18 protein-coding genes are annotated in these 21,198 nt (G+C 74.1%); 12 read left to right on the top strand and 6 right to left on the bottom strand.

Features of this window, described 5'->3' with window-relative positions; genetic code table 11:
• Window position 1 precedes the first annotated feature (1 nt).
• The 5 genes from ACFY00_RS19855 (at window position 2) to ACFY00_RS19875 (ending at window position 7,558) form a co-directional block, all read left to right on the top strand.
• Complete coding sequence (locus ACFY00_RS19855; RefSeq protein WP_388032800.1) at window positions 2-1,684, top strand: AMP-binding protein; 1,683 nt, start codon at window positions 2-4, stop codon at window positions 1,682-1,684.
• 235 nt (window positions 1,685-1,919) lie between these two features.
• Window positions 1,920-3,770: a hypothetical protein gene (locus tag ACFY00_RS19860; protein ID WP_388032801.1), complete on the top strand. Its 1,851-nt coding sequence runs from the start codon at window positions 1,920-1,922 to the stop codon at window positions 3,768-3,770.
• A 240-nt stretch (window positions 3,771-4,010) separates the two neighbouring features.
• A complete protein-coding gene (locus ACFY00_RS19865) occupies window positions 4,011-5,246 on the top strand; it encodes a hypothetical protein (protein WP_388032802.1) in 1,236 nt (411 codons plus the stop codon).
• 141 nt (window positions 5,247-5,387) lie between these two features.
• Complete coding sequence (locus ACFY00_RS19870; RefSeq protein ID WP_388032803.1) at window positions 5,388-6,248, top strand: DMT family transporter; 861 nt, start codon at window positions 5,388-5,390, stop codon at window positions 6,246-6,248.
• Between the two features lie 302 nt (window positions 6,249-6,550).
• On the top strand, window positions 6,551-7,558 hold the full coding sequence (locus ACFY00_RS19875; protein ID WP_388032804.1) for an endonuclease/exonuclease/phosphatase family protein: 1,008 nt from the start codon (window positions 6,551-6,553) through the stop codon (window positions 7,556-7,558).
• A gap of 6 nt (window positions 7,559-7,564) precedes the next feature.
• On the opposite strand, the gene ACFY00_RS19880 is transcribed toward ACFY00_RS19875, so the two are convergent.
• Entirely contained in the window at window positions 7,565-8,233 is a 669-nt protein-coding gene (locus tag ACFY00_RS19880; RefSeq protein ID WP_388032805.1) for a DedA family protein, read from the bottom strand.
• Window positions 8,234-8,328: 95 nt separating this feature from the next.
• On the opposite strand from ACFY00_RS19880, the gene ACFY00_RS19885 reads away from it, so the two are divergent.
• Together ACFY00_RS19885 and ACFY00_RS19890 are read left to right on the top strand one after the other, a co-directional pair.
• Window positions 8,329-9,642, top strand: a complete 1,314-nt coding sequence (locus ACFY00_RS19885; RefSeq protein WP_388032806.1) for a VWA domain-containing protein — start codon at window positions 8,329-8,331, stop codon at window positions 9,640-9,642.
• Window positions 9,643-9,782: 140 nt separating this feature from the next.
• The gene (locus ACFY00_RS19890) at window positions 9,783-11,375 is read left to right on the top strand and encodes a M4 family metallopeptidase (protein WP_388032807.1); all 1,593 of its coding nucleotides are present in this window, start codon (window positions 9,783-9,785) and stop codon (window positions 11,373-11,375) included.
• An 18-nt stretch (window positions 11,376-11,393) separates the two neighbouring features.
• Here the strand turns inward: ACFY00_RS19890 and ACFY00_RS19895 are convergent, their stop codons facing one another.
• Window positions 11,394-12,413 carry a phosphotransferase family protein gene (locus tag ACFY00_RS19895; protein WP_388032808.1) on the bottom strand — a complete coding sequence of 340 codons (1,020 nt, stop codon included), beginning with the start codon at window positions 12,411-12,413 and terminating at the stop codon, window positions 11,394-11,396.
• Window positions 12,414-12,517: 104 nt separating this feature from the next.
• A complete protein-coding gene (locus ACFY00_RS19900; RefSeq protein WP_388032809.1) occupies window positions 12,518-13,102 on the bottom strand; it encodes a TMEM165/GDT1 family protein in 585 nt (194 codons plus the stop codon).
• A 380-nt stretch (window positions 13,103-13,482) separates the two neighbouring features.
• On the opposite strand from ACFY00_RS19900, the gene ACFY00_RS19905 reads away from it, so the two are divergent.
• The 5 genes from ACFY00_RS19905 to ACFY00_RS19925 all read left to right on the top strand — a co-directional run bounded on the left by ACFY00_RS19905 (window position 13,483) and on the right by ACFY00_RS19925 (window position 17,612).
• Window positions 13,483-13,830, top strand: coding sequence for a hypothetical protein (locus tag ACFY00_RS19905; RefSeq protein ID WP_388032810.1), 348 nt, complete (start codon window positions 13,483-13,485; stop codon window positions 13,828-13,830).
• Between the two features lie 329 nt (window positions 13,831-14,159).
• The gene (locus ACFY00_RS19910; RefSeq protein ID WP_388032811.1) at window positions 14,160-15,350 is read left to right on the top strand and encodes a cytochrome P450; all 1,191 of its coding nucleotides are present in this window, start codon (window positions 14,160-14,162) and stop codon (window positions 15,348-15,350) included.
• A 26-nt stretch (window positions 15,351-15,376) separates the two neighbouring features.
• The gene (locus ACFY00_RS19915; RefSeq protein ID WP_388032812.1) at window positions 15,377-15,583 is read left to right on the top strand and encodes a ferredoxin; all 207 of its coding nucleotides are present in this window, start codon (window positions 15,377-15,379) and stop codon (window positions 15,581-15,583) included.
• Window positions 15,584-15,624: 41 nt separating this feature from the next.
• Complete coding sequence (locus ACFY00_RS19920) at window positions 15,625-16,227, top strand: AAA family ATPase (protein ID WP_388032813.1); 603 nt, start codon at window positions 15,625-15,627, stop codon at window positions 16,225-16,227.
• A 197-nt stretch (window positions 16,228-16,424) separates the two neighbouring features.
• On the top strand, window positions 16,425-17,612 hold the full coding sequence (locus ACFY00_RS19925) for an acyltransferase family protein (protein ID WP_388032814.1): 1,188 nt from the start codon (window positions 16,425-16,427) through the stop codon (window positions 17,610-17,612).
• A 122-nt stretch (window positions 17,613-17,734) separates the two neighbouring features.
• On the opposite strand, the gene ACFY00_RS19930 is transcribed toward ACFY00_RS19925, so the two are convergent.
• From ACFY00_RS19930 to ACFY00_RS19940, 3 genes are all read right to left on the bottom strand, one after another.
• Window positions 17,735-18,367 carry an MBL fold metallo-hydrolase gene (locus ACFY00_RS19930; protein WP_388032815.1) on the bottom strand — a complete coding sequence of 211 codons (633 nt, stop codon included), beginning with the start codon at window positions 18,365-18,367 and terminating at the stop codon, window positions 17,735-17,737.
• Window positions 18,367-19,452 carry an S-(hydroxymethyl)mycothiol dehydrogenase gene (locus ACFY00_RS19935; RefSeq protein ID WP_388032816.1) on the bottom strand — a complete coding sequence of 362 codons (1,086 nt, stop codon included), beginning with the start codon at window positions 19,450-19,452 and terminating at the stop codon, window positions 18,367-18,369. The genes ACFY00_RS19930 and ACFY00_RS19935 overlap by 1 nt, the downstream gene beginning before the upstream one ends.
• A 160-nt stretch (window positions 19,453-19,612) precedes the next feature.
• The gene (locus tag ACFY00_RS19940) at window positions 19,613-21,130 is read right to left on the bottom strand and encodes an SMI1/KNR4 family protein (protein WP_388032817.1); all 1,518 of its coding nucleotides are present in this window, start codon (window positions 21,128-21,130) and stop codon (window positions 19,613-19,615) included.
• Between the last annotated feature and the right edge of the window lie 68 nt (window positions 21,131-21,198).

The raw sequence follows: 21,198 nt of genomic DNA on the forward strand, positions 1-21,198 counted from the left end.
CATGGGTACTCGCCGGTACCACCGCTCCCAGGAGGCCCCCTTGTCCCGTGACCAGCTCAGCCACTCCTCCGGCCCGACCGGTACGCCGCTGCTCGACGACACGATCGGCGCCAACCTCGACCGGGCGGTGCGCGCCTTCCCCGAGCGGGAGGCGCTGGTCGAGTGCGCCACCGGCCGCCGCTGGACGTACGCCGAGTTCGCCGCCGAGGTGGACGCGGTGGCGCTCGGGCTGCGCGCGCGGGGCGTCGGCCGGGGCGACCGGGTCGGCATCTGGGCGCCCAACCGGGCCGAGTGGACGCTCACCCAGTACGCCACCGCCCGGCTCGGCGCGGTGCTGGTGACGATCAACCCGGCCTACCGCGCGCACGAGTTGGCGTACGTGCTGGGCCGGGCGGGCGTGCGGCTGCTGGTGGCGGCCGAGCGGTTCAGGAGCTCCGACTACGCGGCGATGATCGCCGAGGTGCGCCCCCACTGCCCCGAACTGCGGGACGTGGTGCTGCTGGACGGCCCGGACTGGCCGGAGCTGACCGCGGCCGGAAGGGCCGGGGACCGGGCGGAACTCGCCTCCATCGAGCGGGAGTTGACCCCCGACGACCCGATCAACATCCAGTACACCTCGGGCACCACCGGCTTCCCCAAGGGCGCGACCCTCTCGCACCGCAACATCCTGAACAACGGCTACTTCGTCGGCGAGCTGTGCGGCTACACCGAGCGCGACCGGATCTGCCTCCCGGTGCCGTTCTACCACTGCTTCGGCATGGTGATGGGCAACCTCGCGGCCACCTCGCACGGCGCCTGCACGGTGATCCCCGCCCCGGCCTTCGACGCCGCCGCCACCCTCGCCGCGGTGGCCGCCGAGCGCTGCACCTCGCTGTACGGGGTGCCGACCATGTTCATCGCCGAGCTGGCCGACCCGGGCTTCGACGGGTACGACCTGTCCAGCCTGCGCACCGGCATCATGGCGGGCGCCCCGTGCCCGACCGAGGTGATGAAGGGCGTGATGGAGCGGATGGGCATGACGGAGGTGTCGATCTGCTACGGCATGACGGAGACCTCCCCGGTCTCCACCCAGACCCGGGTGGACGACCCGGTGGAGCGCCGGGTCTCCACCGTCGGCCGGGTCGGCCCGCACCTGGAGGTCAAGGTGGTCGACCCGGAGACCGGCCGCACCCTGCCGCGCGGCGTGCCCGGCGAACTGTGCACCCGCGGCTACTCGGTGATGCTCGGCTACTGGGCCGAGCCGGAGAAGACCGCCGAGGCGGTCGACCGGGACGGCTGGATGCACACCGGCGACCTGGCGGTGATGGACGCGGAGGGCTACCTGTCGATCACCGGCCGGATCAAGGACATGGTGATCCGCGGCGGCGAGAACGTCTACCCGCGCGAGGCCGAGGAGTTCCTGTACGCCCACCCTGACGTGCTCGACGTCCAGGTGATCGGGGTGCCCGACGCCCGGTACGGCGAGGAGCTGATGGCCTGGGTGCGGATGCGCGAGGGCGCGCCGCCGCTGACGGCCGAGGCGGTGCGCGCGTTCTGCGCCGGCCGACTCGCCCACTTCAAGATCCCGCGGTACGTGCACGTGGTCGAGGAGTTTCCGATGACCGTCACCGGCAAGGTCCGCAAGGTCGAGATGCGCGAACTGGCGGCCGCCCTCCTCGCGGCGGAGGACGGCGCCGGGTGCTGACGCGCGTCGACCCGCCCTGACCAGGGGCTTCACCGAGGCCGGACTCCGCCAGGGGTCCGGCCTCCGCGCCCGGCGCCCGGGACGGAAGCTGTCACAGGTCTTGACGCCCACTTTTCTCATACGTTAAATCTCGGCGTGAAGTAAGCGGTCGGGGTCCGCGACTGACGTGCGGTCAGCACGCCGCCCCGAGCCCGGCCGCCGTCCCCCGGATCCCACCAGACGGGTGTGCACCCCCATGAACCGAGCTCCCCGGTCCCGCCGCTACGGCCTCGCGGCGGCCGCCGCCACCGCCCTGGTCGCGGCCCTCGTCGCCCCCACCACCCAGGCCGCCGCGGCCCCCGTGCCGCCCGGCGGCGGCAGCCTCGGCGAGAACGTGATCGTCCTCGACCCGAGCATGCCCAAGGCCCAGGTCCAGGACCGCCTGAACGCCCTCGCCCGGGCCCAGGCCGGCAACGAGTTCGGCCCCCAGCGCTACGCGGTCCTGTTCGAACCCGGCACCTACGGCACCGCCGCCGACCCGCTGGTCTTCCCGGTCGGCTTCTACGAGAGCGTCGCGGGCCTCGGCCGCAATCCCGGCGACGTGGTGATCAACGGCTCCGTCAACGTCTACAACCAGTGCGTCGGCGGCGACCAGTCGCAGTGCTACGCCACCACCAACTTCTGGCGTTCGCTGAGCAACCTCACCGTCAACGTCGCGGGCCAGAGCGGCTGCTACGGCAACACCGACTTCTGGGCGGTCTCCCAGGCCGCCCCGCTGCGCCGGGTCCAGCTGAACGGCAACGTGACGCTGATGGACTACTGCACCGGCTCGCCCGCCTGGGCCAGCGGCGGCTTCATCGCCGACTCCAAGTTCACCGGCGGCACCGTGATCAACGGCTCCCAGCAGCAGTTCTTCACCCGCACCAGCAACCTGGACGGCTGGACCAACGCCGTCTGGAACCAGGTGTTCTGCGGCACCGAGGGCGCCCCCGCCCAGTCCTTCTCCACCGAGCAGGGCGCCGCCCCGTACACCACCCTCGACACCTGCCCGGTCACCCGCGAGGCCCCCTACCTGTACCTGGACGACCAGGGTCGCTACCGGGTCCTGGTGCCCGCCGCGCAGCGCGACTCCCGCGGCACCACCTGGGAGGACGGCCCCACCCCCGGCCGCTCGCTCGCCCTGGACGACTTCTTCGTGGTCCGCCCCGGCGCCACCGTCCCGCAGATCAACGCCGCGCTCCGGGCGGGCCGCAACCTGCTGTTCACCCCCGGCGTGTACGAGCTGCCCGAGGCGATCAAGGTCACCCGCCCCGGCACCCAGGTGATCGGCCTCGGCTTCGCGACCCTCGTCCCGACCGGCGGCAACGCCGCGATCAAGGTCGACGACGTGGACGGCGTCAACCTCTCCGGCCTGATCGTCGACGCGGGGGAGCGGAAGTCGCCGGTCCTGGTGCAGATCGGCAACCGCGGCAGCAAGGCCGCGCACCGGACCGACCCGATCGCGCTGTCCGACGTGTTCTTCCGGGTCGGCGGCGCGCTGAACGGCGCGGCCGACACCGCGCTGGAGGTCAACAGCGACGACACCCTGATCGACGACGCCTGGATCTGGCGCGCCGACCACGGCACCGGCGGCGGCAACTGGAACAGCGCCCGCAGCGACACCGGACTGGTCGTCAACGGCGACCGGGTCACCGCCACCGGCCTCGCCGTCGAGCACTTCCAGAAGACCGAGGTGCAGTGGAACGGCGAGCAGGGCCGGGTGGTGTTCTTCCAGAACGAGAACCCCTACGACGTGCCCAACCAGGCCGCCTGGATGGCGAGCGCGCAGCAGAAGGGCTACCCGGCGTTCGCCGTCGGCCCGAAGGTGAAGGCCTTCGAGGGCTGGGGCATGGGCAGCTACTCCTACTTCAACCAGGGCGTCGACATCCGCAACTCGATGGCCTTCCAGGCGCCCACCACCCCCGGCGTGGAGTTCCACGACCTGCTGACCGTCTTCCTCAACGGCTCCGGCGGCATCGACTCGGTGATCAACGGCACCGGCCGCACCGTCGACCCTGCCTTCGGCGGTCCCAGCAACGTCGTCTCCTACCCCCTGGCCACCCCCTGACGGCCACCCCCCGACGGCTCCCCGGCCGTCCCTCCGACCCGGCCCGCCGCGCACTCCGGCCCGAGCGCGCGGCGGGCCCGGTGCCCGTCGGGCCGAACGGCGCAATTCTCAGAAAATACTCAGGGAATGCTCAGGAATGCCGTCGTTCGGCCCAATGCCCCGATCTACGGTCTGACGGATGATCAGGTGGACGTGCCCTCCCATCAGGGCAGATGACCATCCGTCAGAGGAGATCACGCCTTGTCCCGTCCCCGCCCCACTCGGCGCACCCTGACCGCCACCGCTGCGTTCGTCGCCGCCGCGAGCGCACTGGCCGTCCCCGCCGCGCACTCCACCGACAGCCGTCCCACCGCGTCCCGCGACCGGATCGCCGCGGCGACCACCATCACCGAGAACCGGCTGCCGTTCACCACCCGGTTCGAGGGCGACTTCCACGGCGGCATCACCCACATCGGCAACACCCTGATGACCTGCGACGAGACCCAGCCCCCCGTCGACCCCGCCCAGGCCCCCTGCGAGCAGGCCCGCAACGGCGACGGGCCCCGCCCGATCAACAACAACTTCCCGATGAAGTACATCAACATCGACGGCCCCGGCCACGTCGGCCCGCTCGGCGACCCGATCTACTCCTCCAGCTCCGCCGACCTGCAGATCCCCGAGGACGCCACCGTCAAGTTCGCCCGCCTCTACTGGGGCGGCACCCGCGGCATCGGCGACACCGTCCTGCCCGAGAGCCAGATCGACGAGATCTACCTCAAGTTCCCCGGCGACGCCCAGTACACCAACGTCGCCAACCAGCAGCCCTCCATCGGCTACATCACCACCAACGAGGAGAGCAGCTACCAGGCCTCCGCCGACATCACCGAGCAGGTCCGCAACCACGGCTCCGGCACCTACGAGGCCGCCGACATGGACTCCGTCGTCAAGGCGCACAGCTGGGGCGGCTGGACGATCGTCGTCGCCTACGAGCGCGAGTGCGAGCCCCTGCGCCACCTGCACGTCTGGGACGGCTTCCAGCCCGAGCTCCCCAACAGCCCGGCCCTCACCGGCACCCTGAGCGGCATCAAGACCCCCGCCGCCGGCCCCGTCACCGGCCACCTCGGCTGGGTCGTCTACGACGGCGACCACAAGTGGACCGGCGACACCATGGACATGAAGTCCACCAACGGCCCGCTCACCCGCTTCAGCGACGCCCTCCACCCCGCCGACGACGCCTTCACCTCCAACCTCGACAACGCCGACCCGGCCCAGCGCTTCCCCCGCAACCCCGCCTACCCCAACACCTTCGGCTACGACGCCAACCGCTGGGACGTCTCCCCGTACCTGCGCAACGGCGACACCGACATCAGCGTCACCGTCAACACCCAGGGCGACGGCTACAACCTCGGCGTCTTCTACGCGGACGTCGACATCGACCCGGCCACCCTGCGCACCGCCAAGGCCCAGCCCCGCTCCGCCTGGAGCGGCCAGCAGTAAACCGGCCCGCCCCGACCGGCCCGCCGCAGGCAACCCGCCCGCGGCGGGCCGTCGCCGTGCGCGAGGGGCCGGCGGGGGCGCGGGGGTCCTTCCGACCCGCCCGGGGTTTCGGCTGTTCGGGGGCCGGGGAACCGATGGCGGATGGACGTGCTCGCTGTGGTGTTCGCGGTGCTCGGAGCCGCCTCCAACGCCGCCGGGACCGCCTTCCAGCGGAAGGCGGCCGCCCGGCTCGACCGGGGCGGGGGACTGCGGTTCCTGCTGGTGCTGGCCCACGACCCGGCGTGGGTCGCGGGCATCGCCGGGGTGGCCGGGGCGGCGCTGTTCCAGGCGCTCGCGCTCGCCTTCGGGCCGCTCGCCCTCGTGCAGCCGGTGTTCGTCCTGGAACTGCCGTTCGCCCTGCTGATCGCCGCCCCGCTGCTGCACCGCCGGATGCCCGCCGCCGGATGGGCGGGCGTCGCGGCGGTGGTCGGCGGCCTCGCGCTGTTCCTCGGCTGCGCCGCCCCCTCCGGCGCCGAGGACCAGGCGCCGATGAGCCGCTGGGCCCCCGTCCTGACCGGCTGCCTCGGCGCGATGGCCCTGGGCGTCGCGGCCGCCCGCGACCGCCGCCGCAGCCCGGTGTTCCGCGCCGCGGCCCTCGGCACCGCCGCCGCGATCGGCAACGCGCTCACCGCGGCCCTGCTCAAGTCCGCCACCGGCACCCTCTCCGACCACGGCCTGCCCGCCTTCCTCACCACCTGGCAGACGTACGGCTTCGCCCTCACCGGCATCGCCGCCGTCCTCCTGCTGGAGAACGCCCTCCAGGCGGGCCCGCTGGCGGCCTCCCAGCCCGCCCTGACCATCGGCGACGCCGCCGTCAGCCTGCTGCTCGGGGTGGTGCTGTTCGACGAGACGGTCCGCACCGGCTGGCTGCTGGTCCCCGAACTCCTCGCCGTCGCCCTGGTGGCCGGCGGCGTGGTCACCCTGGTCCGGGCCGTCCCGCACATCCGCGAGACCGCGCACTGACCGGTTGTCGGGGCCGTCCGGCACCATGCGGGCACGGGAACCCGGGGCACCGGCCCGTTCGACGACGACGCCGCCGCCGAGCTGCGCCCGCTCGCCGTCGCCGCGCCGGAGCGGGTCCTCGCCGACCGGGACGGGCGGCTCGGGTCCTGGGTCCCGCGCGCCGAGGCCCGCGCCTGGACGGGTGAACCGCACGCGCCGCGCGCACTGCCGGCGGCGGGTGGAACCGCGGCGGGCGGGCGTCCGTCCTTCCCGACGGCGGCCGGGTGATCATGGCCGTCGGCCGACGCCCTGGGAGGAGCGCCGTGACGGACGGTACGGAGAGCACGCCGGAGGACGGGGCGCCCGCGGGGCGCCGCAGCCGGAGCCGGGGCCGGTGGCGGGTGGCGGCGCTGGTGGGCTGCGGGGTGCTGCTGGCGGGCCCGGCCGTGCTCGCCGCGGTGCGGCTGTTCGGGTGGGACGACGGCACCTGGTGGGCGCTGCCGATGTCCGGGCTGCCGTACGCGGCGCTGCTGTGCGTGCTGCTGCTGGGCGCGGCCGCGGCGCTGCGCGAGAGGTGGCTGGGCGCGGTCGCGGCCGTCCTGGTGGTGCTGCAGCTGTGGTGGCTGGTGCCCCGGTTCCTCCCGGACGGGGGAGACGTCCCGGCCGGGGCGCCCCGGCTGCGGGTGGCGACCAGCAACAACTTCATGGGGCAGATCTCGCCGAAGGCCCTGGTCGACCTGGTGCGCGAGCAGCGGATCGACGTGCTCGCCGTCGAGGAGCAGAGCGACTCCGCCGCCGCCGCGCTGGACGCGGCGGGCATCCGCGACCTGCTCCCGCACCGCGAACGCCCCGCGGACGGCGACACCGCGCTCTACACCCGGCTGCCCGTCAGCTCCGCCGCCGACCCCGCCTGGCCGTACCCCAACCTGACCGTCGACGTCTCCGGCCACCCGGTGCAACTGGTCGCCGTGCACACCTACTACCCGCTCGGCGACACCCGCCGCTGGGCCGAGGGCCTGCACCGGCTGGCCGCCGCCGCGCCCGGGCGCACCCGCGACGCCGTCCTGCTGGGCGACTTCAACGCCACCCTCGACCACAAGCCGATGCGCGACCTGATCGACACCGGCCTGGTCGACACCCACGAGGAACTCGGCGCCGGACTGTTCCCGACCTGGCCGCAGGACCACCCGGACTTCCGGGGCGTCCCGCCGGTGATCCAGATCGACCACGTCCTGCACGGCGCCGCGCTGACCGCCGTCGACGTCTCCGAGCACGCCCTGCCGCGCACCGACCACCGCGCCGTGGTCGCCGAACTCGCCGTCCGGGAGTAGGGGTCGTCAGTCGTCCGCGCGGTGGGCCCCGTTCCGGTGGTCGGTCCCGTTCCGGTGGTCGGTCTCGTCGCGGTGCTCCCTGCGGCGGCTGCGGAAGTGGTGCACCAGCAGGGCGAGGACGAGGACCGCGGCCGCGGCCACCGCCACGGAACGGCCGACGGTGCCCTCCACCTTCGAGTAGGCCGCGCCCGCGAAGTAGCCCAGCAGCACGCAGCCGACGCCCCACAGCAGGCCGCCGAGCGCGTTGAAGAACAGGAAACGGCGGTACGGCATCCGCGAGACGCCCGCCAGCGCGGGCATCAGGGCGCGGAAGAAGGCCACGAACCGGCCCAGCAGCACCGCCGCCGGGCCCCGACGCCGGATCAACTCCTGCGCCCGGCCGATCCGGTGCGCGTGGCGGCGCATCGACCTGGTCTCCAGCACCCGCGGGCCGAGCCGGCTCCCCACCTCGTAGCCGACCGAGTCGCCCAGCACCGCCGCCGCCACCACCGTCACCAGCATCCAGCCCAGCGAGACGCTGCCCTGGTGGGCCAACACCCCGCCGAGCACCGCCGCGGTCTCACCCGGGAGCACGAAACCGAAGAACAGCGCGTCCTCGGCGAACACCAGCGCTCCCACCACCGCGTACACCACCGGCCCGGACAGGCCACCCAGCCAGTCGGTCACCGCGCCCATCCGACCACCCCGCTTCCTCGTCGCCCCCCGCCCACCGTAACCCGCGGGCCCGGCCGGCAGGGTCCGGACGGCACCGCAGCGGGCAGACTGGGGAGGTGACCGTGACTCCACTCGCCAAGGGCGCCAACCTGCCGATCGCCGCCGACGCCGTCCGGGCCGAACTCGTCCGGACCGCCGGGCCCGGCACCCCCGCGGTGCGCACCGCCGCGCTGCTGCTGGGGGCGGACGGCGGGCCGCGGCTGCTGCGCGAGGGCGAACGCGCCCCCGGTGCCGCGGTCGGGCCCGACGTGACGGAACTCGACCTGGACGCCCTGCCGTCCGGCGTCCAGCGGGTGCTGCTGCTGGCCCTCAGCGCGGACGGGAGCGGCCTCGGCGCCGTCCCCGGGCTGTCGCTGCTGCTCGGCGACGCCCGCACCGGGGCCGCGCTGGCCCGCTTCGACCCCGGGGCGGGCGCGGAGAGCGCGCTGGTCTGCGGCGAGCTGTACCGGCGCGACGGCCGCTGGAAGTTCCGCGCGGTCGGCCAGGGGTGGACGGACGGCCTGGCCGGTCTCGCCGTCGCGCACGGGTTCACCCTCGTCGAGCCCGCCCCGGAGCCGGAGCCGGAGCCGGAGCCGGAGTTCGTGGTGGAGACGGAGCCCGTGGTGGAGACGGCGGAGGAGCGGGCGCTGCCCGTCGACATGCGCAAGCGGCTCACCCTGCGCAAGCAGCAGGTCGCGGTCAGCCTGCGCAAGCACGGCGCCCAGCGGCTCACCGCCCGGGTGGTCCTGGTGCTGGACGCCTCCGGCTCGATGAGCACCCTCTACCACCGGGGCGTGGTCGCCGACGTGGTCGAACGGATGGCCGCCGTCGCCGCCCAGCTCGACGACGACGGCACCATGCAGGCCTGGACCTTCGCCACCCAGCCCGCCCGCCTGCCCGACCTGCGGCTGGCCGACCTCCCCGAGTGGCTGCGCCTGCACGTCCGGGTCGGTGAGATGTCGCTGTTCGGGCGCCGCCGGATCCGTCCGCCGATGCCCGACGGGCGGGTCGACATGAAGGCCGTCGGCATCCAGAACGAGGAGCAGAAGGTCATCGCCCAGGTCCGCGACCACGTCCGGGCGAACCCGGCGGACGCGCCGACCCTGGTGCTGTTCTTCTCCGACGGCGGGGTCTACCGCAACGCCGAGATCGAACGCGAACTGCGCGCCGCCGTCGAGGAACCCGTCTTCTGGCAGTTCGTCGGCCTGGGCCACGGCGACTACGGCGTCCTGGAGCACTTCGGCACCCTCCCGGGCCGCCGCGTCGACAACGTCGGCTTCTTCGCGGTCGACGACATCAGCACCCTCCCGGACCCGGAGCTCTACGACCGCCTGCTGTCGGAGTTCCCGCGCTGGGTGGCGGCCGCGCGCCGGGCGGGGATCGTGAGGTAGGCGGGGCGGGGGCGGAGGGGTCGGGGGCCGGACGGAACGCAACGATAGGGTCACGTTCCGTTCTGTTAAATAGAAGTGTTTGTCTGTTCACGGACAGGCTCTCGGTCGGCTACCCCTCAGCTACCCGACTGGAGTCCCGCGTGAGCCCCTCCTCCGCGCGCCGTCGCGCCCTCGGCACGGCCGCCCTCGCCGCCACCGCCGCCCTCCTGCTCAGCTCCGTCACCACCGGCAGCGCCGCCGCCGCGTCCGGCCGGGACGACGCCGTCGCCCGGGCCCGGGCCAACGTCGCCCGGCACGCCGCGCTGTTCGGCTACGGCCCGGGCCAGGACCTCGTCCTCAAGGACGTGGTGCTCGACCCGGACGGCACCCAGCACGTCCGCTTCGACCGCACCTACCAGGGCCTGCCGGTGGTCGGCGGCGACCTGGTGGTGCACCAGGACGCGCGCGGGCGGCTCGCCGACTCCTCCCGCGCCAAGGGTCACGACCCCAAGGTGCCCACCACCCGCCCCGCCGTCCCGGCGCAGCGCAGCGCCGCCGAGGCGCTGGGGCAGGCGCCGGGCATATCCGGCGCCACCTCGGCGCCCGAACTGGTGGTCTGGGCCGCCGACGGCACCGCCCGCCTCGCCTGGCGCACCACCGTCAGCGGCACCGGCAAGCAGGGCCAGCCCACCGGCCGGGTGGTGGTCACCGACGCCACCACCGGCGCGGCGATCGAGAGCTACGACGCCGAGCACTCCGCGACCGGCACCGGCCACTCCGAGTACACCGGCGACGTCACGCTCTCCACCACCCAGCAGGCGGACGGCAGTTACGCGCTGATCGACCCCGTCCGCGGCCACACCACCAAGGACGCGCACAACCTCTCCGCCAGCAGCGTCAAGGCCACCTCGGGCACGCTCTACACCGACGCCGACAACGTGTGGGGCGACGGCCGGAAGTTCTCCACCGACCGGGCCACCGCCGCCGTCGACGCCCACGCCAACACCGCCTGGACGTACGACTACTACAAGAACACCTTCGGCCGCAGCGGCATCAAGAACGACGGCAAGGGCGCCACCGTCTTCGTCCACGTCGGCACCAACTGGGACAACGCCCAGTGGTCGGACGCCTGCTTCTGCATGATGACCGGCGACGGCAACGGCAGCACCGACCCCGAGCAGGTCGACCTCGACACCATGGGCCACGAGATGACCCACGGCGTCACCAGCGCCACCGCCAACCTCCGCTACAGCGGCGAGTCCGGCGGCCTCAACGAGTCGACCAGCGACATCTTCGGCACCATGGTCGAGTGGTACGCCAACAACGCGGTCGACAAGGGCGACTACCTGTTCAGCGACCAGTCGACCCCGCCGTGGCTGCGCCGCTTCGACAAGCCCTCGCTGGACGGCGGTTCGGCGGACTGCTGGAGCAAGTCGGTCGGCCGGCTGGACGTGCACTACTCCTCCGGCGTCGGCAACCACTGGTTCTACCTGGCCAGCGAGGGCAGCGGCGCCAAGACCGTCAACGGCGTCGCCTACAACTCGCCGACCTGCAACGGCTCGACCGTCACCGGCATCGGCAACCAGAAGGTCGCCGCGATCTGGTACCGGGCGCTGACCGTCTACATGACCTCCACCACCGACTACAAGGGCGCCCGCACCGCCTCGCTCAACGCCGCCCGCGACCTGTACGGCGCGGGTTCCGCCGAGTACGCGGCGGTGGGCGCCGCCTGGAGCGCGGTGTCCGTCTCCTGACCCGTCGCCGACCCTGCGTCAGGCCCGGTACGCCAGGGCCCGGCGCAGGTGGTGGTCGGCGATCTCCAGCATCCACCGCCGGTCGGGGAAGTCGCCCGCGGCGATCCGCAGCGGGCCGCCGACCAGGTCCAGGTGCATGGCGTACCGGTAGAAGGCCAGGCGGCGCGGGTCGAGGGCGGGGTCGCGCAGCGCCTCGTGGTGCGGGCCGAAGCGCATCCGCAGCCAGCAGTGCTCGACCTCGGCGTCCGCGTACAGCAGGCCCTCGACGTCGATCAGGACGGGCTCGCCGTCCGGCCCGACCAGGACGTGGTCGGGGCCCAGCTCGCCGTGGACCACGCCGAGTTCGGCGCGCGGCTCGACCCGGGCGTACAGGGCGTCCAGCTTCTCGGCCAGCGCGCCCTCGGCCGCGGCGGCGCGCGGGTCGCGGGCGACGGCGGTGGCGAGGTTGACCAGGGCCCGGTCCCGGTACGCGCGTTCGCAGGCGTCGCCGGTCGGGGTGCCGCCGCCGTCGATCCAGGCGACCCGGCCGAAGGCGGGGGCGCGGTGGGCGTGCATCCGGCGCAGCACCGGAGCGAGTTCGGCCAGGACGTGCCGCCCGGCGGCCGGGTCGCGCTCCAGTAGGGACTCCAGGGTGCCGCCGCGGACGTCCTCGACGACGGCGAGGTCGGCCGGGTGCAGGCCGCGGCCGCGGTCGGTGAACAGCAGGCGCGGGACGCGGGCGCCGACGGCCTCCAGGCGGCGGGTGGCGCCCTCCAGCAGGTCGAGGCCGGAGGCGTGCGAGAACGGGTCGGCCGGGTCGTCGCGGCCGTCCGGGAGCAGGCCGCTCCAGTAGTCCTCGTCCGGACTCCACAGGTAGACGACCGCGCTGGTGGCGTCGTCCAGGGCGACCCGGTAGACGCCCTTCCTGGTGCCGCCGGTCAGCCGGTCGACGGCGGTGATCCGGCGGTCGGTGCCGAAGACCTCCCGGACGACGGGGGCCAGCGCGCGGGCGTCGGCGAACGATCGGTGCGGCGGGTGCGGTGGGTGCGCGGTGTCCATCGGCGCAGTCTCCCACCGGGCGGGCGCGGGGCCGGAGCGGTTTTCCGGGGCTCCGGCCGCGCCACCGGCCGGGTCGGCCGGTGCGGGGTCAGCCTGGTGCGGGGTCAGCCGGTGAGAGCCTCGACCAGCGTCCAGGTGGCCAGCACGGCCATGCACAGGCCGCCGACCCGCTGCACGGTGCGCAGCGGGACGCGCTTGGCGATGAAGCGGCCGACCAGCAGGGCCAGCGCGGAGACCGACATCAGGGCGGCCGCGGAGCCGATCGCGGTGGGCAGCCAGCCGTTGGTGGCGGCCAGGTTGGCGGTGGTGATCTGGGTCAGGTCGCCCCACTCGCCGATGAACACCGTCGTGAACGCGGTGCCCCACACCGGCCAGAAGCCGGTGACCGTCCGCGGGCCGCCCTCCTCGTCGTCCTCGTCGCCGCCCGAGCGCAGCAGCACGAAGGCGCCGAAGCCGAACAGCGCGGCGGAGACCAGCTTGACCGCGAGCCCGGGCAGCAGGCCCAGTAGGCTGCCCGCGCCGACCGCGATCGCGACGTGCACGACGAACGCCGCGGAGGTGCCGAACCACACGTACAGCGGGCGCATGCGGGTGCCCATCGCCAGCGAGGCGAACATGGTCTTGTCGGGGAGTTCGGCGAGGAAGATCAGCCCGAAGGCGGTGAGCATCGCCAGGGGGTCGAAGGACATCGGAGCGCTTTCTGCAGGGGCCGGGCCGCGGGGCTCGAACGGCACCGGGCGGGCGACGGGCGAACCTCTCGGCCCGGCGCGACGAGACCTGCCGCACGGTGGGTGCGGCAGGGCCATGCACGGGCCGAAGGTCTCGTCCGTCGCGGCAGTGGCCTGCGGCGACCCACGGGCCGGGACGGGTGACCGTCCAGTGTGTCGACCGGTGGTGTTTCGGGACTACTCCCCTTCGCTCCGGCGAGTCTAGGCGACGGGCAAAGCCCGGGTAAAGCCGCCCCCGTCCGGTGTGAGCCGCCGCACCCCGGGCACGCGCGGGGCCGGAGGACCCGGGGCGGAGGGACGGAGGGTCGGGGGCGGAGGGTCGTGAGGAGAGGAGCGAGGAGATGGACGCGATGGACGAGTTGCCGCAGGGCGGCGCGGGCGGCGTGCCGCACCGGCCCGACCCCGACTACGCGGGCGACGACTACCGGACGGAGGGCCGTCCGCCGACCGTCCGCCACGGCCGGCGCAGCGAGGGCTGGCGCTTCGGGAACGACGCCGAGCGCGGCACCGGGGAGGAGTCGGACGCGGGGGAGGAGCACGAGGTCGAGCAGCCCGGGGCGGAGCCGGACGGCCGGGAGGAGGGCCGCCCGGTCGGGCCCTTCGACGAGGAGGAGGGCGACGCCACCACCGCCGATCCGAGCCGGGCCCGCCGCTTCCACCCGGACGAGGAGGGCCGCCCCGAGGACTGACGGCGGCTGCCCGGGCGGAGGAGCCGTCCCGAGGAGCGACGGCGACCGTCCGGGCGGAGGGGTCGTCCCGAGGAGCGACGGCGGCCGGTGGCCCGTTCTCGACCGTGCGGGGGCGGCCGGGCGGGCGGCCGGTGGCATGGCCACGCCTGGTGGCGGGTGGTGCGCCGGGCGGCACGCCGGGCCGTCCGGGGGACCGGAATCCGGACAGAATGCGGCCCGGCGGCCGGGCGTCCTTCTCCTGGGCACGGAACGCGAGTTAGCGTGACGGTGAGTTAGTTGCCCGAGGCACTCAATTCTGAGGCACTCGATCGCCGGGAAGGGAACCCCGCATGGCCACTGCCGCCCCCACCACCCACCCCGCTCCCCGAGGCACCTGCCCCTTCGCACCCCCGCCCGCCTACCAGCAGGCCCGCGAGGACACCCCCGTCACCCGGGTCACCCTCTGGGACGGCACCCCCTGCTGGCTGGTCACCCGTCACCAGGAAGCCCGCGCCCTGCTCGCCGACCCCCGCTTCAGCGCCGACGCCACCCGCCCCGGCTTCCCCTTCCTCAGCGCCGCCGCCCGCCACCTCGGCGCCGGGAAGACCTCCTTCATCCGGATGGACGACCCCGAGCACCACCGCCTGCGCCGGATGCTCACCGGCGACTTCACCATCCGCCGCACCGCCGCCCTGCGCCCCGCCGTCCAGCAGGCCGCCGACCAGCTCCTCGACGCCATGACCACCGGCCGCACCGGCGCCGACCTGGTCGCCGAGTTCGCCCTCCCGCTGCCCTCCCTGGTCATCTGCCTGCTGCTCGGCGTCCCCTACCAGGACCACGCGTTCTTCCAGCGCTGCAGCCGCACCCTGCTGCGCCGCGACAGCCCGATCGAGGAGGTCGTCGCCGCGCAGGACGAACTCACCGCCTACCTCGACGCGTTGACCGAACGCAAGCGCACCGAACCCGACGACGCGATCCTCAGCCGCCTGGTCGCCCGCGGCGAACTCCCCACCGAGGACATCGGCGCCATGGGCCGCCTGCTGCTGATCGCCGGGCACGAGACCACCGCCAACATGACCGCGCTCTCCGTCCTCGCCCTGCTCCGGCACCCCGACCAGCTCGCCCACCTGCGCGCCCACCCCGAAGCCACCCCCGCCGCCGTCGAGGAACTGCTGCGCTGGCTCAGCATCGTGCAGACCGGCGTCACCCGGGTCGCCACCGAGGACGTCGAGATCGGCGGCGTCCTGATCCGGGCCGGCGAGGGCGTCGTCTGCCAGATCAACACCGCCAACCGCGACGGCCGCCGCTACCCCGACGGCGACGCCCTCGACCTCACCCGCGACACCCGCCAGCACCTCGCCTTCGGCTTCGGCGTCCACCAGTGCCTCGGCCAACCGCTCGCCCGGCTGGAACTGGAGATCGCCCTCGACACCCTGCTGCGCCGCCTGCCCGGACTGCGCCTGGCCGTCCCCTTCGAGGAGATCCGCTTCCGCCACGAGATGACCGTCTACGGCGTCGAGACCCTGCCCGTCGCCTGGTGAACGCCCCCGCCCCGAGAGGAATCCCCGTGATCGTCCACGTCGACCCCGACCGGTGCTGCGGCGCCGGACAGTGCGTCCTCGCCGCCCCCGAGGTGTTCGACCAGCGCGAGGAGGACGGCACCGTCCTCCTGCTCGACCCCCGTCCGCCCGCCGCGCTCGCCCGGGAGGTCGCCGACGCCGTCGCCGCCTGCCCGGGAGGGGCGATCAGGATGGAGGAGGGAACCCCCCGGTAGGCTGCCCGGACGCCAGGGCCGCGACGACGGGGGAGACGCACGTGCAGGTCACCGGGTACGCCCCGGGCGAGGTCGCCGACCTGCGCGGCCGCCCCGGCGGACCGCTGGTGCTCCGCTACGGGCCGGACGCCGCCGTGCTGGTCGGCGGCGTCCCCGGCAGCGGCAAGTCCACCCTGCTGCGCCGCTGGGACGCCCCCGCCACCCTGATCGACCCGCGCACCACCCGCCTCGCCTGCCAGGCCCGGATGCCCGCCGCCCTCCCGTACCCCGTCTACCGCCCCGCCGTGCGCCTCCTGCACCTGCTGCGCACCCGCGCCGCCTTCCGCCGCCCCGGGCCGCTGCTGGTGCACGACTGCGGCAGCCGCTGGTGGATGCGCCGCGCCCTGGCGCACTGGGCCCGGCGCAGCGGACGCGAGCTGCACGTGGTGCTGCTCGCCGTCCGCCCCGCCGAGGCGCTGGCCGGCCAGCGCGCCCGCGCCCGCACCGCCGCCCCCCGCACCTTCCGGCTGCACGTCCGCCGCACCGCCCGCCTGCTGGCCGCCCTGGAACGGCGCGGACGGACGGCCTTCCCCGGCGCCCGCTCGGTGCTGCTCGCCGACGTGGCCTCCCGCGAACGGCTGACCGGGATCCGCTTCGGCGACTGAGCGACTGAGCGACCGGGTGACCGGGCGGTCGGTGACGGCGTGAAGATTCCCGACCGCTATGCCCATGTGGTGTTCGTGTCAGATAAAGTGCTCGAATCCCCCACCCGGTGATCGAACGCACCTTCGGCCCACCGGGGCGAGAACACCACATCAGCGGACGAAAGTCCGCCACCCACCCACCCGGGAGCACCTTTCCCATGCCACCCGACAGCAGCCTCGCCGCACCGGCGACACCCGCCCCCGCGGTACCCGTCCAGCCGGCCGCCTCCCCGGCCAGGCCCCCCGCCGCGCGCACCGCGCGCCCCCGCCTGTACATCCTCGACGGACTGCGCCTGTGCGCGGCCCTCGCCGTGCTCAGCTGGCACTACGCGGGCATCGAGCGGGACCCCGCGGTCTGGGGCGGCAAGGCCGGCACCTACATGCCCACGCTGCACCGGTTCGCCAACTACGGCTGGGTCGGCGTCGAGATGTTCTTCCTGATCAGCGGCTTCGTCATCTGCATGTCCAGTTGGGGCCGCCCGCTCGGCAGCTTCGTCAGCTCCCGGATCACCCGGCTCTTCCCGGCCTACTGGTTCAGCGTGCTGTTCCTCGCGGCCGTGGCGTTCCTCGTCCGCGTCCCCTGGAACGAGGGCCTGATCAAGGGCTCCTACTCCAACGTCATCACCAATCTGACGATGGTCCAGGAGGGCACCGGCGGGATGGACGTCGACGGCGTCTACTGGACGCTCTGGATCGAGCTGCGCTTCTACATCCTGTTCGGCCTGATGGCGATCGGCGGCCTCACCTACCGCAAGGTGCTGTCCTTCTGCTGCGGCTGGCTGCTGCTCGCGCTGCTCGCCACCTCCACCGGCTGGCAGGTCCTCGACGGGATCTTCTTCCCCCGGTACGCGCCCTACTTCATCGCCGGCGTCGCGCTCTACATGATCCACCGCTTCGGCGGGAACCTGCTGCTGTGGGGCCTGGTCGGCTTCTGCTGGATGCAGGCGCAGAACCAGCTCCGCTTCATCGTCGCCGACTACTACTGGCAGAAGGTCTCCTACGACGTCGCCTTCGCCCTGGTCACGCTGGCCTTCGTGGTGATGATCGGCGTCGCGGTCGGCTGGTTCGACCGGATCCAGTGGAAGTGGCTGGTCAGCGCGGGCGCCCTCACCTACCCGCTGTACCTCGTCCACGAGCAGTTCGGCTGGCAGGTCATCCGGCACTTCCACAGCCGGGTCAACGCCTACGTCCTGGTCGGCGTGCTGACCGTCTCGATGCTGGTGTTCGCCTGGCTGATCCACCGCCTGATCGAACGGCCCGCCTCCGCCGCGCTGCGCCGCGGCCTGGCCAGGGCCTTCGACGAGGTGCGGGAGATCGGCCGCCGGGAACGCGCCGAACGGGTCTGACCTCCCGTCACCGCCCCTGCGGGGCCCGCACGACGCACGTCGTGCGGGCCCCGCGCCGTTCCGGCGGAGGTCGGATCGGCCGGTCGGGCCGACCCGTCGGGGCGGCGAGGTCGGGCCGGGGCTCAGTGGCCGCGGGCGATCCACTCCGGCAGGTGCGGGGCCTCCGCGCCGATGGTGGTGGAGTCGCCGTGGCCGGTGCGGACCACCGTCTCCGGGGGGAGCGTCAGCAGGCGCTCGCGGATCGAGGCGACGATGGTCGGGAAGTCCGAGAACGACCGGCCGGTGGCGCCCGGGCCGCCCGCGAACAGGGTGTCGCCGGTGAAGACGGTGCCCAGCTCCGGGGCGTACAGGCTGACCGCGCCCGGGCTGTGGCCCGGGGTGTGCAGCACCGTCAGCACCGTGCCCGCGACGGGGAGTTCCTGGCCGTCGGCCAGCGCGGCGTCCGGTTCGCGGTCCGGGTGGGTCCGCCGCCACAGCACCTGGTCCGCGGGGTGCAGCAGCACCGGCGCGCCGCCGTTCAGCGCCGACAGCGCGGGCGCCGCGTCCACGTGGTCGTTGTGGGCGTGGGTGGAGACCACCGCGAGCAGCCGCCGACCGCCCAGCGCCGCGTGGATCGCCGCCGCGTCGTGCGCCGCGTCGATCACCACCGCCTCGGTGTCGTCGCCGACGATCCACACGTTGTTGTCGACCTGCCAGGTGCCGCCGTCCAGGCTGAACTCGCCCGAGGTGACCAGCTGTTCGATCCGGGCCGCCATCAGAACACCACCACCGAGCGCAGCACCTCGCCGCGCTGCATCCGGGCGAACGCCTCCTCCACGCCGTCCAGCGGGATCGTCTCGCTGACGAACGCGTCCAGGTCCAGCCGCCCCTGCAGGTACAGGTCGATCAGCATCGGGAAGTCCCGCTCCGGCAGGCAGTCCCCGTACCAGGACGACTTGAGCGCGCCGCCGCGCCCGAACACGTCCAGCAGCGGCAGTTCCAGCCGCATCTCCGGCGTCGGCACGCCCACCAGGACCACGGTGCCCGCCAGGTCGCGGGCGTAGAACGCCTGCCGGTACGTCTCCGGGCGGCCGACCGCGTCGATCACCACGTCGGCACCGTGGCCGCCGGTCAGGCTGCGGATCGTCTCCACCGCGTCCACCGCGCGGGAGTTGACGGTGTGGGTCGCGCCCAGGCGCTGGGCGGTGGCGAGCTTGCGGTCGTCCACGTCCACCGCGATGATCGTGCCCGCCCCGGCCAGCCGGGAGCCCACCACCGCCGCGTTGCCCACGCCGCCGCAGCCGATCACCGCGACGCTGTCGCCCCGGCCCACCTGGCCGGTGTTGATCGCCGCACCCAGACCGGCCATCACCCCGCAGCCCAGCAGACCCGCCGCCGCCGGGGACGCCGCCGGGTCGACCTTGGTGCACTGGCCCGCCGCGACCAGCGTCTTCTCCGCGAAGGCGCCGATGCCCAGCGCCGGGGACAGCTCGGTGCCGTCCTCCAGCGTCATCTTCTGCCCCGCGTTGTGGGTGGCGAAGCAGTACCACGGCCGGCCGCGCTTGCAGGCCCGACAACTTCCGCACACCGCACGCCAGTTGAGGATCACGAAGTCGCCCGGGGAGAGGTCCGACACGCCCGCGCCGACCGACTCCACCACGCCCGCCGCCTCGTGCCCCAGCAGGAACGGGAACTCGTCGTTGATCCCGCCCTCCCGGTAGTGCAGGTCCGTGTGGCACACCCCGCACGCCTGCACCCGCACCACCGCCTCACCCGGCCCCGGATCCGGCACCACGACGGGCACCACCTCCACCGGCGCCCCCTTCGCACGCGCGATCACACCCCGGACAACCTGAGCCATCTTCGTACCCGTTCTCGCTCGACCAACGGCGGCGCCCGGTACTGGACGCCGCCCAGCAGCGAACTTACGCGCTTTCAGGTGCGAAGTCGCCCGTGAGGTGCGGTGGCACGCGCGCTGCCTGCGGCGGGGTCCACGGCGGGGCGGTGGTCGGGCGGGGCGGTCAGCCGCGCGGGAGGGAGAGCAGCGCCCGGGCCCGCTCGGGGGTGATCAGCTCGCCCAGCAGCGGATCGGCCAGCAGCGAGACCGGCGCCAGGTGGTCCGGGCCCGCCGGGCGCCACAGCGGCAGCGCCGCCAGCAGGTCGGACCAGGCCCGCTCGGCGGCCTCCGGTGCGAACTCCGGCCGGGGACGGCCGGGGTGGGGGACGGGCTCCACCGGGAAGGGCTCGTACCCGACCGGCGGCTCGGTGCGCGGCCCGTCGGCCAGCCGGGCCGCCAGCAGTTCGGCCGCGGCCGGGTCGATGGGCGCGGACGTCACCCTGATGGTGAACCCCCCGCTCGGCCGGGCCGCCCGCTCGGCTGCCGCCCGCTGTTCGGCGGCCGCCCGCTGCTCGTCCAGGTGCGCGGCGAGCCCGTCCAGCACCGCGTGCACGGCCGCGTCGAACTCCGGTGGCCCGTAGCGGAACCGGAAACCGGGCTCGGTCATCGCCTCGTACTCGGCGAGCGCCGTGCGCAGCGGCTGCGGGCCGTTCGCGCGGAGCTTGTCCAGGGTGTACGGCTCGTGCTCCTCCGCCTCCCGGACCAGCCGGACCAGCAGCGGCAGGAAGCCCTCGGTCAGCAGCGGTTCGGCCAGGAACGGCTCCGCGTCCCGCAGGCTCCAGGGGAGGCCGCGCTTCCCGGTCCGCCAACCGTCCAGCAGCAGCCGCAACTGCAGCAGCAGCAGTCGGGCCCGCGGGCGACCGAACCCCTCGGCCTGCCCCAGCAGGTCCAGCGCGAGGTCGAGTTCGCCCGCGAGCGCCGCCCGGCGGGCGCGCTCCACCTCGGCGTCCCAGTGGTCCCGGGTCGGCCCGGCGGGCCGGTGGAGCGCGTGCACGGTGCGCCACTGGGCGCGCATCAGCGCGGTGAAGGACGCGTGGCGCTGCGGCCCGCTGCCGGACCAGGACGCCAGCCAGTAGCCCGCCCACTCGCCGTCCGCGTCCACGTCCTCCGGGTCGAGCAGCATCACCGCGGCGTCGCCGGCCAGGGACAGCCGCAGCGAACGGGCCAGGATCCGGGCCTCGGCGACCGCGACCTCGTCGTACTCGTCCTCGTCCTCTTCTTCGTCTTCTTCTTCGTCCTCGTCGTCCTGGTCGTCCGCCTCTTCGTTCTCCTCCTCGGTCAGGCCGGCCAGTTCTTCCCAGATGTCGATCCAGTGGCGCTCCGGGGTGTCCCGCAGCCAGTCCAACTCGGCGGTGCCGGCCAGCCGTTGGATGAACGGCCCGGCGTCCCGCCAGCCGTTGCTGACCAGCAGGAACTCGCGCAGCGAGGGCGGCAGCGGGCGGCCGAGGCGGGCCTCGGCGGCGGCGACCTCCGCCTCGGTGGCGGGGGAGAAGCCGAGCCAGCCGTCCCGGAGCACCTCGGGGTCGAGCGGGGCCGCCCGGGGGTCGGCCTGCTCGGCCGTGATCCACTCGGTGCTCCACAGCTCCAGGAACTCCCGCCACTGCGTCCGGTCCATGCCCACGTCGGTCCTCTCCTCCGTCATGATCGACGGCCCCACTCCAGCACATCCCACCGTCAGCGGACTGGGCCGTTCGTGTGGTGAGCGCAGGG

It is taken from the genome of Kitasatospora sp. NPDC001540 (genome assembly GCF_042894345.1).
GTDB lineage: Bacteria > Actinomycetota > Actinomycetes > Streptomycetales > Streptomycetaceae > Kitasatospora > Kitasatospora phosalacinea_C.